Source organism: Thalassococcus sp. BH17M4-6, assembly GCF_049323015.1.
In the GTDB taxonomy this organism is placed as follows: domain Bacteria; phylum Pseudomonadota; class Alphaproteobacteria; order Rhodobacterales; family Rhodobacteraceae; genus Puniceibacterium.
Window position 1 is genome coordinate 129,822 of sequence record NZ_JBMPGU010000009.1, and the last position, 13,188, is coordinate 143,009.

The 13,188-nt window shown below is 63.0% G+C and carries 16 protein-coding genes; 9 read left to right on the forward strand and 7 right to left on the reverse strand.

Translation table 11 applies throughout. The features are described from left to right. Positions 1-3 precede the first annotated feature (3 nt). From ACOXXX_RS14080 to ACOXXX_RS14095, 4 genes are all read right to left on the reverse strand, one after another. Entirely contained in the window at positions 4-1,683 is a 1,680-nt protein-coding gene (locus ACOXXX_RS14080) for an ABC transporter permease (RefSeq protein ID WP_422827233.1), read from the reverse strand. After that, positions 1,684-1,971 (reverse strand): DUF1330 domain-containing protein, encoded by a 288-nt coding sequence (locus ACOXXX_RS14085; RefSeq protein WP_422827234.1) that lies wholly within the window; start codon positions 1,969-1,971, stop codon positions 1,684-1,686. Between the two features lie 106 nt (positions 1,972-2,077). Then, entirely contained in the window at positions 2,078-3,199 is a 1,122-nt protein-coding gene (locus ACOXXX_RS14090) for an extracellular solute-binding protein (protein WP_422827235.1), read from the reverse strand. 120 nt (positions 3,200-3,319) lie between these two features. After that, positions 3,320-4,420, reverse strand: a complete 1,101-nt coding sequence (locus tag ACOXXX_RS14095; protein WP_422827313.1) for an ABC transporter ATP-binding protein — start codon at positions 4,418-4,420, stop codon at positions 3,320-3,322. 439 nt (positions 4,421-4,859) lie between these two features. Here ACOXXX_RS14095 and ACOXXX_RS14100 point away from each other — a divergent pair, with 439 nt between their 5' ends. The 4 genes from ACOXXX_RS14100 to rpmE all read left to right on the forward strand — a co-directional run bounded on the left by ACOXXX_RS14100 (position 4,860) and on the right by rpmE (position 8,114). Then, positions 4,860-6,056, forward strand: a complete 1,197-nt coding sequence (locus ACOXXX_RS14100) for a M24 family metallopeptidase (RefSeq protein ID WP_422827236.1) — start codon at positions 4,860-4,862, stop codon at positions 6,054-6,056. After that, positions 6,053-7,213 carry an acetylornithine deacetylase gene (gene argE / locus ACOXXX_RS14105; RefSeq protein WP_422827237.1) on the forward strand — a complete coding sequence of 387 codons (1,161 nt, stop codon included), beginning with the start codon at positions 6,053-6,055 and terminating at the stop codon, positions 7,211-7,213. The genes ACOXXX_RS14100 and argE overlap by 4 nt, the downstream gene beginning before the upstream one ends. Before the next feature lie 284 nt (positions 7,214-7,497). After that, a complete protein-coding gene (gene rplS, locus ACOXXX_RS14110) occupies positions 7,498-7,881 on the forward strand; it encodes a 50S ribosomal protein L19 (RefSeq protein WP_422827238.1) in 384 nt (127 codons plus the stop codon). Between the two features lie 11 nt (positions 7,882-7,892). After that, positions 7,893-8,114, forward strand: coding sequence for a 50S ribosomal protein L31 (gene rpmE / locus ACOXXX_RS14115; RefSeq protein WP_422827239.1), 222 nt, complete (start codon positions 7,893-7,895; stop codon positions 8,112-8,114). 72 nt (positions 8,115-8,186) lie between these two features. On the opposite strand, the gene ACOXXX_RS14120 is transcribed toward rpmE, so the two are convergent. Further along, positions 8,187-9,104, reverse strand: a complete 918-nt coding sequence (locus ACOXXX_RS14120) for a LysR substrate-binding domain-containing protein (RefSeq protein ID WP_422827240.1) — start codon at positions 9,102-9,104, stop codon at positions 8,187-8,189. A gap of 204 nt (positions 9,105-9,308) precedes the next feature. Here ACOXXX_RS14120 and ACOXXX_RS14125 point away from each other — a divergent pair, with 204 nt between their 5' ends. Then, positions 9,309-9,749 (forward strand): cupin domain-containing protein, encoded by a 441-nt coding sequence (locus ACOXXX_RS14125; RefSeq protein ID WP_422827241.1) that lies wholly within the window; start codon positions 9,309-9,311, stop codon positions 9,747-9,749. A 78-nt stretch (positions 9,750-9,827) separates the two neighbouring features. On the opposite strand, the gene ACOXXX_RS14130 is transcribed toward ACOXXX_RS14125, so the two are convergent. Next, a complete protein-coding gene (locus ACOXXX_RS14130; protein ID WP_422827242.1) occupies positions 9,828-10,595 on the reverse strand; it encodes a hypothetical protein in 768 nt (255 codons plus the stop codon). A 223-nt stretch (positions 10,596-10,818) separates the two neighbouring features. Between ACOXXX_RS14130 and ACOXXX_RS14135 the strand changes: the two genes are divergently transcribed. From ACOXXX_RS14135 to ACOXXX_RS14150, 4 genes are all read left to right on the forward strand, one after another. After that, positions 10,819-11,628 carry a division plane positioning ATPase MipZ gene (locus ACOXXX_RS14135; RefSeq protein WP_422827243.1) on the forward strand — a complete coding sequence of 270 codons (810 nt, stop codon included), beginning with the start codon at positions 10,819-10,821 and terminating at the stop codon, positions 11,626-11,628. 94 nt (positions 11,629-11,722) lie between these two features. Next, positions 11,723-11,932, forward strand: a complete 210-nt coding sequence (locus ACOXXX_RS14140) for a hypothetical protein (protein ID WP_422827244.1) — start codon at positions 11,723-11,725, stop codon at positions 11,930-11,932. A gap of 12 nt (positions 11,933-11,944) precedes the next feature. Next, positions 11,945-12,214, forward strand: coding sequence for a hypothetical protein (locus tag ACOXXX_RS14145; protein WP_422827245.1), 270 nt, complete (start codon positions 11,945-11,947; stop codon positions 12,212-12,214). Positions 12,215-12,263: 49 nt separating this feature from the next. After that, on the forward strand, positions 12,264-12,662 hold the full coding sequence (locus ACOXXX_RS14150) for a hypothetical protein (protein ID WP_422827246.1): 399 nt from the start codon (positions 12,264-12,266) through the stop codon (positions 12,660-12,662). A 10-nt stretch (positions 12,663-12,672) separates the two neighbouring features. Here the strand turns inward: ACOXXX_RS14150 and ACOXXX_RS14155 are convergent, their stop codons facing one another. Further along, positions 12,673-13,125 (reverse strand): GNAT family N-acetyltransferase, encoded by a 453-nt coding sequence (locus ACOXXX_RS14155; protein ID WP_422827247.1) that lies wholly within the window; start codon positions 13,123-13,125, stop codon positions 12,673-12,675. Between the last annotated feature and the right edge of the window lie 63 nt (positions 13,126-13,188).

Below are 13,188 nucleotides of genomic sequence, written 5' to 3' on the forward strand. Positions count from 1 at the left end.
ATCTTATCCCAACTTCACGTTATCGATGCCGACGATCTTGTCGTAGCAGTAGTAGAGCAGCATCACGACCGCGAGCAGGATGGACCCCAGCGCCGCCGCCAGACCCCAGTTGAGGCTGGATGAGATGTGATAGGCGATCCGGTTCGAAATGAACGTCCCGGTCGTGCCGCCGACGATTTCCGGCGTGATGTAGTAGCCGATCGACAGGATGAAGACGAGGATCGACCCCGCGCCGATGCCCGGCACCGATTGCGGGAAGTAGACCCGCCAGAACGCCGTCCAGTTCGTCGCCCCCAGCGATTTCGCCGCGCGCAGGTAACTGGGCGGGATGGTCTGCATCACCGAATAGAGCGGCAGGATCATAAACGGCAGCAGGATGTGCGTCATCGCCACGATGGTACCGAACTGGTTGTTGATCATCACAAGTCGTGATTCATCGGCCACGAGGCCCAGCCAGACCAGCACGTCGTTGATCACACCCTGCTGTTGCAGCATCACCTTCCAGGCGCTGGTGCGCACCAGCAGCGATGTCCAGAACGGCAGCAGCACAAGGATCAGCAGCAGGTTCGCCTTGCGCGCGGGCAGGTTCGCCAGAAGCCACGCCACCGGGTACCCCAGCAGGATACAGCTGCAGGTGATCACCAGCGACATGAAGATCGTGCGCTTGAAGAGGATCCCGTAGATGCGTTCGTCCTCATCGCGCAGGGCCGGACCTTCGGGGGTTTTCTGCATGTCGACGGCGTTAAGGAAGTAGCCGTTGGTATATTTCGGGCTGTAGGTCTTGATGGTCTGCCAGACCTCATGATCGCCCCAGTCTTCGTCGATCTCGAGAAAGCCTTCCTTGAACCCGATGGTTTCGAAGTCTCCGACCGCGGCCTTTGCCTCTTTCAGCATCTCGGCCTGCGGACCGGTGTAGCCCGAGACATCGGCGTTCACGAGGTCCTGATAAAGCGCGGTGTGCACCGTTTCCCAGGGTTCTTCCTCGGTGGGGCTTTCTTCGTCTTCTGTCTGTGCGAAGCGGGCAAAGGTTTGGTACATCTGCGCCGTCTTGGGCAGCAGTTCGGAAATGCCGTCACGCAGCTGGAACCGCGGCATCGGATCACCGCTTTCCGCGTTCCAGGCCTGCTGTTCGGCCAGCCACTCCGGGTCGCCCATCAGTTCGGCCCAGGGCATGGCCTCGTCCCAGTTTTCGTTCAGATCGTCGAACTGGTCGAAATAGACGTCGCTGATGTCATCAAGCCCTCGGCCGGTTTGCCGGAAAAGCGACGACAGGCCGGTTTCCTCGTAATTGAGGCGCGAGCCCAGCCGGGTGTGCAGCTTGTATTCCTCGGCCACGACAAGGTCGTAGTACAGGCCCTCATAGACCGCTTCGTCCGGCAGATCGCCGGTTGTCGCGTCCCAGTTATCAAGTTCGGCGGTGGCGCGCGGCAGCGTGTCGGACACGATCTGGTTTTCGACCGACCGGAACAGCATGTCCGCGATCGGCGCGACAAAGGTGATCAGCACGAACAGCAGAAGCGGCGCGATCAGCATCAACGCCCGCATTTTCTGGCGCCGAAGCGCACGGTTGAGGCTTTTCTTGAGCGGCGTGCCGTCGGCGGCCAGCATCGGGCCAGGCTTTTCGGCGGCCTTGGCGGCGGCGTCCTTCGGTGCGGGGCCTGCTCCGGCTGTTGCGTCGGTCATCTAAACCCCCTCGACAAGGATGATGGTGCTGGTTGCGGTGCGGCGTCGGATTTCGGCGACCTCCTGGTAGGCGGGGTCGTTGTACGCGCGCTTGGCGGTTTCGAAATCCGGGAATTCGATCACGACGTGACGGTTCTGCGTCTCGCCCTCGGGGGTTTCAGAGGTCCCGCCCCTGACGATGAATTTCGCGCCAAAGCCTTCAAGGATCGGAGTGTCGCGTTCGACATATTCCTTGTAGGCCTCCGGATCGTTCACCGTGATATGGCCGATGATATAGCCCTTGGGCATCGTCCATCCCCTGTCGTCTGCTTGTTTTTATGGTCCGGCGGCCCCCTGTCGGGGCCGCCGGAAGTGTCATGCGTCAGGCAGGTTAGTTCCCGCCGTCACGCGTCGCTTATTGCGCGAGCCACGCCTGGAACTTGGCGTCGATGTCGTCACGGTAGTCCGCCCAGAACTCGTAGTTGTAGAGGAACGTGTTCGCGGCGTTTTCCGGATCGGTCGGCATATGCGGCGCCATCTCGATACCCAGTTCGGCATGGGTGGAAACCAGCGGTGCCGACGACTGGCGTGCGGGACCGTAGCTGATGTACTTCGCCTGGTCAGCCAGACGCTGGGTGTCGGTGGCAAACTTCACGAAGTCCTTCACGCGTGCCAGACGGTCGTCCGGCAGACCGGCGGGAATGATCCAGCCGTCAAGGTCGAACACCTGCGCGTCCCACATCATCGCGACGGGCTGGTCCTGTTCTTCGATGACCGAGAACAGGCGACCGTTGTAGGTCGAACCCATGAAGATCTCGCCGTCTGCCAGCAGCTGCGGGGTGTCCGCACCAGCCGACCACCAGATCACGTCGTCCTTGATGGTTTCCAGCTTGGCCAGCGCCTGGTCCTGACCTTCGTCGGTGGCCAGCACGTCATAGACTTCGTCCTTTGCCACACCGTCGCAAAGCAGAGCCCATTCCATGTTGTTGATGGGGCGCTTTTCCAGCGCGCGCTTGCCCGGATAGGTTTCCAGGTCGAAGACCGAGCAGATTTCGGACGGCGCGTCGACGCCTTCCGGCACCATGTCGGTGCGATAGCCGAAGGTGGTCGAATAGACGATCTGCGGGATGAAGCAGTCGCTGACGATCAGGTCGCCGAAATCGTCTTCGGCGCTGGTGCCGTCATCGCCTTCAGCGAGCAGTTCCTCGGGGTCATATTCCATTGCCAGGCCTTCGTCGCACAGGCGGATGGCGTCGGCGGCCACAACGTCGACGAGGTCCCAGGTCACGTTGCCGGCTTCGTTCATCGCACGCAGCTTGGCCACGGCTTCTGCCGACGATTCGTCCCAGGTGGCGGTGACGCCTTCGTTCATTTCCAGGTACGGTTCGACATAGGCCTTCTGCTGGCTCGACTGATAGGCGCCGCCCCAGCTGACCAGCGTCATGCTGTCAGCCATGCCATGCGCCGCGGCGAAGGCGATGCCGCCCGTTGCCACGGTCAGTGCGGTGGTTGCCATCATTGTCTTGCTGAATTTCATTACAGTCTCCCTAACTGCCCGTTTACGAGAAGGGGTCCGGGTTACGGGCACTCGGCCAGACCCTCGTGTTCACCGGACCGGCCAGCGATGCGTCGCGGACCAGTTCGATATTCGGTGACTCTATGTCGCGTCCAATGCGCGGCAATCTTCCGGCAGCCAGCCGATCTTGACCTTCTCGCCCGGCTTCAGCCGCACCTGATCGGCACGGTTCCGCGTCTTGACGACAAAATCATCTTTACCGGCCACCTTGAGGCGCGTGCGGAACACGTCGCCCATATAGATGAATTCCTGAACTTCGGCTTCGAGCGTATGCGCATCGGGGCCGAGTTCGGGGTTGAATTCCACCCGCTCAGGGCGGATCGACACGCGGGTGCGCTCACCCTTTTCGCTGACGTTTACAGGAATGCCGTCAATGACCGCCCCGTCGTCGAGCCTGACCGTACACCGGCCCCCGCCGATGGTTTCGATCTTGCCCTCCAGCGTGTTGTTCTCGCCGATGAACTGCGCGACAAAGCTGTTCTTCGGCTTTTCGTACAACTCGTCCGGCGGCGCCAGCTGCTGAATGCGGCCATCGTCGAACACGGCAACGCGGTCCGACATGGTCAGCGCCTCGGTCTGGTCGTGGGTCACGTAGACCACGGTGATGCCCAGATCGTCGGCGATGCGCTTGATCTCGAACTGCATGTGTTCGCGCAGCTGTTTGTCGAGCGCGCCCAGCGGTTCGTCCATCAGCACCAGCTCGGCCTCGAACACCAGCGCGCGCGCCAAGGCGATCCGCTGCTGCTGACCACCGGACAACTGCGCCGGACGGCGGCCGCCAAAGGCACCCATCTGCACCATTTCCAGCGCCCGCTTCACCTTCGCCTCGCGGTCGGACTTGCCCATTTTGCGCACTTCCAACGGAAACGACAGGTTTTCGGCCACCGTCATGTGCGGAAACAAGGCGTAATTCTGGAACACCATGCCGATGCCGCGCTTGTGCGGTGAGATGTCGTTGATCGACACCCCATCCAGCTTGATCGACCCGTGCGTTGCCGTCTCGAACCCGGCCAGCATCATCAGACACGTGGTCTTGCCCGATCCGGACGGTCCCAACATGGTCAGAAATTCGCCCTTCGGCAGGCTGAGGTTCAGGTCTTTGACGACGAGGTTTTCGCCGTCATAGCTTTTCTGCACGCGTTCGAATGCCACAAACGCTTCGTTTGATCCCGTATCAGCCAAAGACTGGCTCCCTGTTTCGCCGCGGATTTGCTCCGCTGTCATGCGCATGACTAAACCGCGTGCGGCCCCGTCATGCAACTGGATTGGTTCAAAATTGACACAGGCCGCCATCAACAGTCGATCCGGGCAGATTTTTCGCAAAAATCAGGATGTTTGATCAAAAATTCACCAAAATACACCCTATTTTACCGACAATCTGGCCCTACCGAAATTCTGGTACCGCAAACAAATGCGGTCCGGCGTCGCGAGAATCACCGGAAAATCCCATAAATCGGACCAGTTCAACCATTCCGTGCAAACGTGTGTTCCGGGCCGCGTGCCGCAATTTCATGCAGAAAATCACCGCTTTTGCCGAAATCGCCCCCGGATGTCGTTTTCTGAGCCGCCGGGTTGTACGTCTTTGGACTAGCTGGCACCGTCAGACCCGAAAGGATCCCCCATGGAACCCCACCGCTTTGCCAAGAACCTGCCGTTTTCCAAGGCAGAATACACCCGCCGCCTGAGCCTGACCCGCGCCGCGATGGACAAGGCCGGCATCGACGTGCTGCTGGTCACGGACCCGTCGAACATGGCGTGGCTTACGGGCTATGATGGCTGGTCCTTCTACGTGCACCAGGGCGTGATCGTCCTGCCCGACGCCGATCCGGTCTGGTGGGGCCGCAACCAGGACAGCAACGGCGCCGTGCGCACCGTCTGGATGGGCGACGACCGGGTCATCGGCTATGCCGACAACTATGTGCAGTCGACCGAACGCCACCCGATGCAGGACCTGGCACAGCGGCTGATCGGGATGGGTCTGGAAGGCGCGCGGCTGGGTGTTGAGATGGAGAACTACTATTTCTCCGCCCGCGCCTACCTGACCCTGGCCGAATCCCTGCCCAAGGCCACCATGGTCGACGCCACGGCGCTGGTGAACTGGCAGCGCGGGATCAAGTCGGATGAAGAAATCACCTTTATGCGCCGCGCCGCCCGGATTTCGGAAAAGATCGTCGACGGGCTGACCGAACGGGTGGAGCCGGGCGTGCCCAAGAACGAGGTCGTGGCCGAGGTGCAGCGTGACGCGATCCTGGGCGCCGACGGCCATTGGGGCGATTACGCCGCCATCGTGCCGCTGCTGCCGTCGGGGTCCGACGCCGCGGCGCCCCACCTTACCTGGGATGGTCGCCCGTTTGAAAAGGGCGAGGCCACGTTCTTTGAAATCTCGGGCTGCTACCGACGCTATCACGTGCCGTTCTGCCGCACGATCTTTCTGGGCACCCCGCCCGACATCTTCGTCGCCGCCGAGGCCGCGCTGGTCGAGGGGCTGGAGGCGGGGCTGGAGGTCGCCCGCGCCGGAAACCGCGCCTGCGACATCGCCAACGCGCTTGCGGCGCCACTGGAACGGGCGGGCATCGAACGCGGCGCGCGCTGCGGGTACCCCATCGGCCTGAGCTACCCGCCCGACTGGGGCGAACGCACCGTCAGCCTGCGGTCCGAGGATGAAACCGTGCTGCAACCGGGCATGACCTTCCATTTCATGCCCGGTCTCTGGATGTCGGACTGGGGGATGGAGATCACCGAATCTATCCTGATCACCGAGAACGGCCCGGCGGAAACCTTTTGCGACCGGCCGCGCAAGATGATCGTCAAGCCATGACAGACCTGCGCGCGACCGAGGCGATACTGTCCGAACTCATCGCTTACCCCACTGTCTCCACCGATCCGAACGTGGCGATGATCGGCGACATGGCGCAGCGGCTCGAGGATCTGGGCGCGCGGGTCGAGGTCTACGAGGACGCCACCGGCGGCAAGGCCAACCTCTTCGCCACGATCGGCCCGGACGCGCCCGACGGCATCGTCCTGTCGGGCCATTCCGACGTGGTGCCGGTCACCGATCAGGACTGGTACACAGATCCCTTCGCGCTCAGCGAACGCGGCGATCTGCTTTATGGGCGCGGCACCTGCGACATGAAGGGGTTCATCGCCGCATCCTTGGCCATGGCCCCGGCGTTTGCCGAGGCGACGCTGCACCGCCCCGTGCATTTCTGCTTTACCCATGACGAGGAAACCGGCTGCCTTGGCGCGCAGGCGCTGGTGCCGGAACTGCAGAAGCGCGGCCACCGCCCGTCCATCGCCATCGTGGGGGAACCCACCGACATGCGGGTGATCGAGGGGCACAAGGGCTGCTGCGAATACACGACGCGGTTTGTGGGATTGGAAGGCCATGGATCGAACCCCGACCGCGGCGTGAACGCCGCCGCTTATGCCGTGAAATACGTGAACCGCCTGCTGGAACTGGCCGAGGACCTCAAGCGCCGCGTGCCGCGCGAAAGCCGGTTTGATCCGCCCTGGACCACCGTGAACATCGGACGTGTCGCGGGCGGCGTGGCGCATAACGTCATCCCCGGCAAGGCCGAGGTCGATTGGGAAATGCGGCCCGTGCAGTACGGCGACGCCGAATTCGTCAAGGAAATGCTGGAACGGTATATCGAGGAAGAGCTGCTGCCCGCGATGCGCGCCGTGAGCCCGCAGGCCGACATCATGACCCAGACCATTGGCGAGGTCGCGGGGTTGGAGCCGATGGACGTCAACATGGCCCGCACGCTGGTCGCATCGCTGACCGGCTGCGATACCGCCGATGTGGTGCCCTTCGGGACCGAGGCGGGGCTTTTCCAGCAGATGGGCATGTCGGTCGTGGTCTGCGGCCCGGGGTCGATCGCGCAGGCGCACAAACCCGACGAATACCTGAGCCGCGCGCAGTTGTCGGAATGCCTGTCCATGCTCGGCGGGCTGCGCGACAGCCTGGCCACCTGAGGCTGCGCCAAGGCGTCCGCAACCCACCGCACTTTCCGCTTGATCCGCCGGGGGCGCATGCCTATACCGCGCGCAACCGGGGCATGCTCATGTCCACCGGCCCTGTCATGTGTGGGCAAAGGGTGCTTTCTTCGGCACGACACAAAGCCCGCCACCGGCAGACCAAAAGGAAATGACGACCTGAACTCTGGCGGGCGCAGCAGCGGACCCGGAAGAAGACCAAGAGCTCTGAGGACGCGACACACTTTGCGGGCCAACCGCAAGCAGCATTAGGAGATGATCAGATGAACCTGATCGAACAACTGGAGGCGGAACAGATCGCTTCCCTCGGGAAGACCATTCCCGACTTCAAGGCCGGCGACACCATCCGCGTCGGCTACAAGGTGACCGAAGGCACCCGGACCCGCGTGCAGAACTACGAAGGCGTCTGCATTGCACGCAACAACGGCAAGGGCATTGCCGGGTCGTTCACCGTTCGCAAGATTTCCTTTGGCGAAGGCGTGGAACGGGTGTTCCCGCTCTACTCGACCAACATCGACAACATCGAAGTGGTCCGCCGCGGCAAGGTCCGCCGCGCCAAGCTGTACTACCTGCGCTCGCGCCGCGGCAAATCGGCCCGGATCGCGGAAGTCACGAACTACAAGGCCCCCAAGGGCGCCGAAGCGTAAGGAGCAGGGTCATGAAAAACGACATTCACCCCGATTATCACACCGTGACCGTCAAGATGACCGACGGCACCACCTTCGAAACCAAGACCACCTGGGGCAAGGAAGGCGACACGCTGACGCTGGACATCGACCCCACCGTGCACCCCGCCTGGACCGGTGGTTCGTCGCGCCTGATGGACGCAGGCGGTCGCGTGTCGAAGTTCAAGAAGAAGTACGAAGGCCTGGGCTTCTAAGAGCCGGCAGCTTTCGCAATTATCAGAACGCCGCCCCCCTCGGGGCGGCGTTTTCGTTTTACACCACCGGGATCAGACCTGATGTGACGAACGGGTCGGCGCAGGCGCCACCCCTTCGCGCGCCACCTCGTCATGGATCCAGTCCGAGAATTCACGGATCATCGGGTCCTGCGCGCGGGCCTGCGGATAGGCCACCGAATAGATCACGAAGGGCACCACCACCGCATCGAACAACCGCTCAAGCCGACCTTCCGCGAGGGTGCCGCGCACCATGGCATCGTAGGCCAGCGATACGCCCTGACCGCGTTCTGCTGCCGTGGTCGCCAGTTCACAGTTTGGAAAAGTGGGCCCGCGCGGAAGGGCTGGCGGCACAACGTCAGCCGCTCGGAACCAGGCATCCCAGGCATCCATGGTTTCATCATGCATGAGGGTCAGACGCGAAAGATCCTCGGGCCGCTCCACCCTCTCGCGGGCCTTCAGTTCGGGGCTGATGACCGGATACCGCGCCGATTCCATCAGGGGTTCAGTAACCACACCGGCTATCGGCACATCGGTCCACTGGATCACCAGATCGGAGTCGTTGGAAGCAAAGTCGAGCGATGGCGCCCCGTCAGAAACGCGCAGCCGCACGCGATCGCCAAAGCTCAGCCGATCCAGCCGGGGCACCAGCCACCGCGCGGCGAAGCCCGGCGTGCACAGCACGCGAAAGGGACGGCGTCCAGCCTCGCGGATCGCGCGCGAGGATTCATCGAACGCGTCCAGGAGGCTGGTCATCTTGCCCGCGTAGGACCGCCCCGTCAGGGTCAGCGACAGGCGGTTGCTACGGCGTTCGAAAAGCGCCGTGTCGAAATACTCCTCGAGCGCGCGGATCTGGTGGCTGACGGCAGAGGGGCTGAGGCACAACTCATCCGCCGCCGCTTTGACATTGACGTGCCGAGCGACGGCTTCGAACGCCCTGACGGCGGCAAATGGAGGAAGTCTTCGTCCCAATCCGGCTTTACCTCGCTGCAATCGCGCGCGTTGACCATTGGCCGAGGTATATCACGCCCCTTCCGCAAAACAAAAGTTGCCGCCGGGGCTTGCACCGCAAGGGATGAATTTCCTGCAGCAAAGGATGAAAAACGCGCATTCGGCGACGACGCGGATGACGGATAGCCTTGCCGGTATCAATCACTTTCGAAAAAGGAGATTCCGATGAGACTGTCCCATTACCGCCTGCCACTGACCACCTTCGCCCTGGGGCTTTGTGCGGGGCTTTCGGCCTTTGTCGGCGGACCGATCCTTGCGCAAATGTCAGGTCCGACCGAACACGCGGGCCTGTCCGTGGACATGCTGGCGGAACTGTCGCCCGAAACCATGGAAACGACGGTCGGCCTTGAAGGCTATAGTATGCGCATGCGTGCGATCAGGATCGCGCCGGGCGGCCAGATCGCTGAACACAGCCACAAGGATCGGCCCGGGATCGTCACGGTGATCGACGGCGCCTGGGTCGAAGGGCAACCCTCGGGCGAAACCACCTTCGAATCCGACACGTTGGGCACCTTTCCGGAAAACGAGGATACCGTGCACTGGGTCTACAACCGCACCGAAGCCCCGGCGACCGCGCTGGTCTGCGATATCGCCAAGACCCCCTGAGTCAGGCGTCGCACGCGCCGCGTGGTGACGGTTGCTGCCGCCTTCCCGGGGCTGCGGCCCCGCTTTCGGTTCCGGTTGTTACCGGGCAGGGCGGTCCAGGTTGAACGCCGCGACCACGCGATATTCCTGTCCGCCCGATGCGGTGATCCGTTCGCTGCGCGTATCGCCAAGCGTCCGCGCGAGCGCCTCGACATTGCGGCCCTGCAGATCGGCGATGATGCGAAGGTGATCAGGATCGGTGACCTGAAGGCCCTCGCATTCCTCTCTCGCGTTCCAGAGCCCGCGCGAAATCGGCCCCGCCGTCACGCCGCTGACAAGCGCACCCGACGCGTCCGCGTCGATGTCGTAATCCTGCGCGAGCGTCCTGATGGTCTCTGCCATAAGCACGGCGCTGTCGCGAAAGCGCATCCCCGCGATCTTGCGCATCTCATCTGTAATCACGTTCTTGCCGTCGACGATAAACTGTCCGTTCTCATCGGCATCATTCAGGCATTTTCGGGCGACGAACACCCAGTCGTGGATCACGTAGGCCGGGCCATATGCCCAGGCATTGAGACCGCGCAAGGCCTGCACGGCGCGCGGCACCGATCCGCCGTCGGTATAGAAGGCTTCGGGTTCGATGGTCAGGGGGCCGCCGGGCGCATCGGCATCCACCGGCCTGGTGAACCTCAGCCTCTGGTCATTAACCGGCACATAGAGGAATTCGCCATCGCCAAGCACGCTCTCGTCCCCGGCCCCGACCCAGACGACCACGGCGGACCCGGTGAAGGTGCCGGTCTTGACGGTATTGTAACCGACCGAGGCGCAACCGGTCAGCAGGAGTGCGAGGAAAGGCAGAAATTTCATAATGATCCCGTTCAAATCGTATTATTGTCTATCGCAGGTTGCGACTTTTGTGAAGATAGCAGGTCAGGCGCGAGCGCTGCACGAGCGATGCGCATCTGCGGCAGCCGGGGCACAAAGACGGATGAGGGCGCTCAGCACTCTTTCCATGGGTGCGCGCACCAGATACTGTGGGGAACAAAGCACCACAGCCAAACATGTGGGCGGCAGGCAAGGGTAGACGCAGTTGGCACACATCATCGTTGTCGGAAACGAAAAGGGTGGCGCGGGGAAATCCACCGTGTCCATGCACGTCGCCACGGCGCTGGCCCGGATGGGGCACCGCACGGGATGTCTTGACCTTGACCTGCGGCAAAAGACGATGGGGCGCTACACAGCCAACCGGTTGAAATTCCTCGCCTCCGAAAACATGGACCTGCCCAGTCCCACCTATATCGAACTACCCGAGATCGACCAGTCGGCGCTGGGACCGGGCGAAAACATCTACGACCATCGCCTGTCCGCCGCGGTCGCCGCGCTGGAATCCACCTCGGATTTCATCCTGATCGACTGCCCCGGCTCGCACACCCGGCTAAGCCAGGTCGCGCACAGCCTGGCCGACACGCTGATCACGCCGCTGAATGACAGTTTCGTGGATTTCGACCTGCTGGCCCGGATCGATGCCGATGGCGACAAGATCAGCGGCCCGTCGGTCTATTCGGAAATGGTCTGGAACGCGCGGCAGCTGCGCGCGCAGGCCGGTCTGCAGCCCATCGACTGGATCGTGCTGCGCAACCGGCTGGGCGCGCAGAACATGGTTAACAAGATGAAGATGGAAAAGGCGTTGACCCGGCTGTCCAAGCGCATCGGTTTCCGCATCGCGCCCGGTTTCAACGAACGCGTGATCTTTCGCGAGCTGTTCCCGCGCGGGCTGACCCTGCTCGACCTTCGGGATGTGGGGGTCAAGCAGCTCAACATCTCCAACATCGCCGCGCGTCAGGAGCTGCGCGACCTGATCGCTGCGCTGAAACTGCCCGGTGTGACGGTCAAGTTCTAGGCCGATATCCGCACCCACCAGAATTTCCGGGCAGAAATCGGCGCGGATTTCGCCTATACTCGCGCAATTCCGAGCATCAAGAAGGCGCCGTCACATGCCCCATGATCCACAACGCGGCGAACTCTGGTTCCGCTTCTGCTTCAGCCTGGCCGGGCTGGCGCTGGTCGTGGCGGCGGTGATCATTCGCGGCATCCCGCAGGGCCCCGCCCTGTTCGAAGTGATCGGGATTGCCGGTCTTTTCTTCGGCGGCTCTGCCGTCTGGACCGGGATGAAGCTGTTCGGAAAGCAGGCCGGTGATCGCTAGGGCTGCCGGATTGTGACCGTCGGGCAGATGATCTACCTCGGGCTGGGCGGGCTCTTGTTCGCCGCTTGGGCGTTTCAGATGTTTTCGGTGCTCTTTGAGCTGCGGCGCCGCGCCGCGCGACAGACCGGGAAGATGTTTCCGGGCGTCGGCGACTCCTTGCGCGGCTGGCGGGATTGGCTGACATCCGACGCGGATCGCGCGGCGCGGCGCAGGCTGGGCCTGACAACGCTGGTGCTCTTTGCCTGGATCGGGATCAACGCCGCGCGGGGCATTGCGGCGTAGCAGGCCACCCCGTAAACCGATTGTTAACCACGTTGGCGGCAGATGGGGCATGCTCTGGCGCCTGATCCCCCTGGTCTTTCTGCTGACCGCCTGCAACACCGGCGGCCCCGGCTTTCGCGGGATCGACCCAGTTGCGCAGGACTACGACGGCAGCCGCTTTCTGATCCGCCGCAACGGCCCGTTGGTCGAGGTGCTGCGCGTCAGCCCCGAAGCGATGCCCAGCTTTCGCGTGGTGGCCCGCAAGGCCGGGCTGCTGACCCAGCGGATGACCGGCTGCCGGGCGGCCTGGGTGCGCGGCGATCAGGCGATGATGGTGATCGGGCTTAGCTGCGACGGCGCGAAGCCCCCGAAAAAGCCCAAGCGCCGGGCGCGTTTCGGCTGCGACGTGGACCGCGCCTACCGCCTCGACAGTCTCGTCGAACTGGAATTCCAGTGCTTCCGGTTGTGACGGCGCGCGATCAAAGCCGCTTTTCGTAAAACAGACTGACCGGCGACGCCTCGTAGGCCCCGAAAGGCCCGGTCTGGGCATAGCCGAAGGACCGGTAAAGCGTCTGCGCCGCGTCCAGCCCGACCCCGGTTTCGAGCCGCAGCAGGGTCAGACCCTCGGCACGGGCCTCTGCCTCCAGATGTGCGATCAGCGCCCGGCCCACGCCAAGGCCGCGTGCGTCCGGATCGACGAAGAACGACTTCACTTCGCCATACTCCGGGCCGCGTTTCAGCGCGACGCAGCCCACCGTCCGGCCATCAACCTCGGCGGCATAGAGCGTGATGCCCGGGGCACAAAGCGCGTCGATATCCAGAAAATGACAGGCACCCGGATCATACATGCTCAGCATCAGCGCATGGCTTTGCCGCAGCAGCCGCGTGACCCCCGGATCGCGCGGAGAGGCGGGCGTGATGGTAACGGGCATGGCCGGGCCTTTCGCGATTTCACCCGCAAGAATGCCCGCAGGTCAGCGGAATGCAAGGGCGCG

Excerpts from the sequence above, each read along its gene's own strand:
- ACOXXX_RS14080 (WP_422827233.1), bottom strand. The coding sequence starts at position 1,683 with ATGACCGACGCAACAGCCGGAGCAGGCCCCGCACCGAAGGACGCCGCC.
- ACOXXX_RS14085 (WP_422827234.1), bottom strand. The coding sequence starts at position 1,971 with ATGCCCAAGGGCTATATCATCGGCCATATCACGGTGAACGATCCGGAG.
- ACOXXX_RS14090 (WP_422827235.1), bottom strand. The coding sequence starts at position 3,199 with ATGAAATTCAGCAAGACAATGATGGCAACCACCGCACTGACCGTGGCA.
- ACOXXX_RS14100 (WP_422827236.1), top strand. The coding sequence starts at position 4,860 with ATGGAACCCCACCGCTTTGCCAAGAACCTGCCGTTTTCCAAGGCAGAA.
- argE (WP_422827237.1), top strand. The coding sequence starts at position 6,053 with ATGACAGACCTGCGCGCGACCGAGGCGATACTGTCCGAACTCATCGCT.
- rplS (WP_422827238.1), top strand. The coding sequence starts at position 7,498 with ATGAACCTGATCGAACAACTGGAGGCGGAACAGATCGCTTCCCTCGGG.
- rpmE (WP_422827239.1), top strand. The coding sequence starts at position 7,893 with ATGAAAAACGACATTCACCCCGATTATCACACCGTGACCGTCAAGATG.
- ACOXXX_RS14125 (WP_422827241.1), top strand. The coding sequence starts at position 9,309 with ATGAGACTGTCCCATTACCGCCTGCCACTGACCACCTTCGCCCTGGGG.
- ACOXXX_RS14130 (WP_422827242.1), bottom strand. The coding sequence starts at position 10,595 with ATGAAATTTCTGCCTTTCCTCGCACTCCTGCTGACCGGTTGCGCCTCG.
- ACOXXX_RS14140 (WP_422827244.1), top strand. The coding sequence starts at position 11,723 with ATGCCCCATGATCCACAACGCGGCGAACTCTGGTTCCGCTTCTGCTTC.
- ACOXXX_RS14150 (WP_422827246.1), top strand. The coding sequence starts at position 12,264 with ATGCTCTGGCGCCTGATCCCCCTGGTCTTTCTGCTGACCGCCTGCAAC.
- ACOXXX_RS14155 (WP_422827247.1), bottom strand. The coding sequence starts at position 13,125 with ATGCCCGTTACCATCACGCCCGCCTCTCCGCGCGATCCGGGGGTCACG.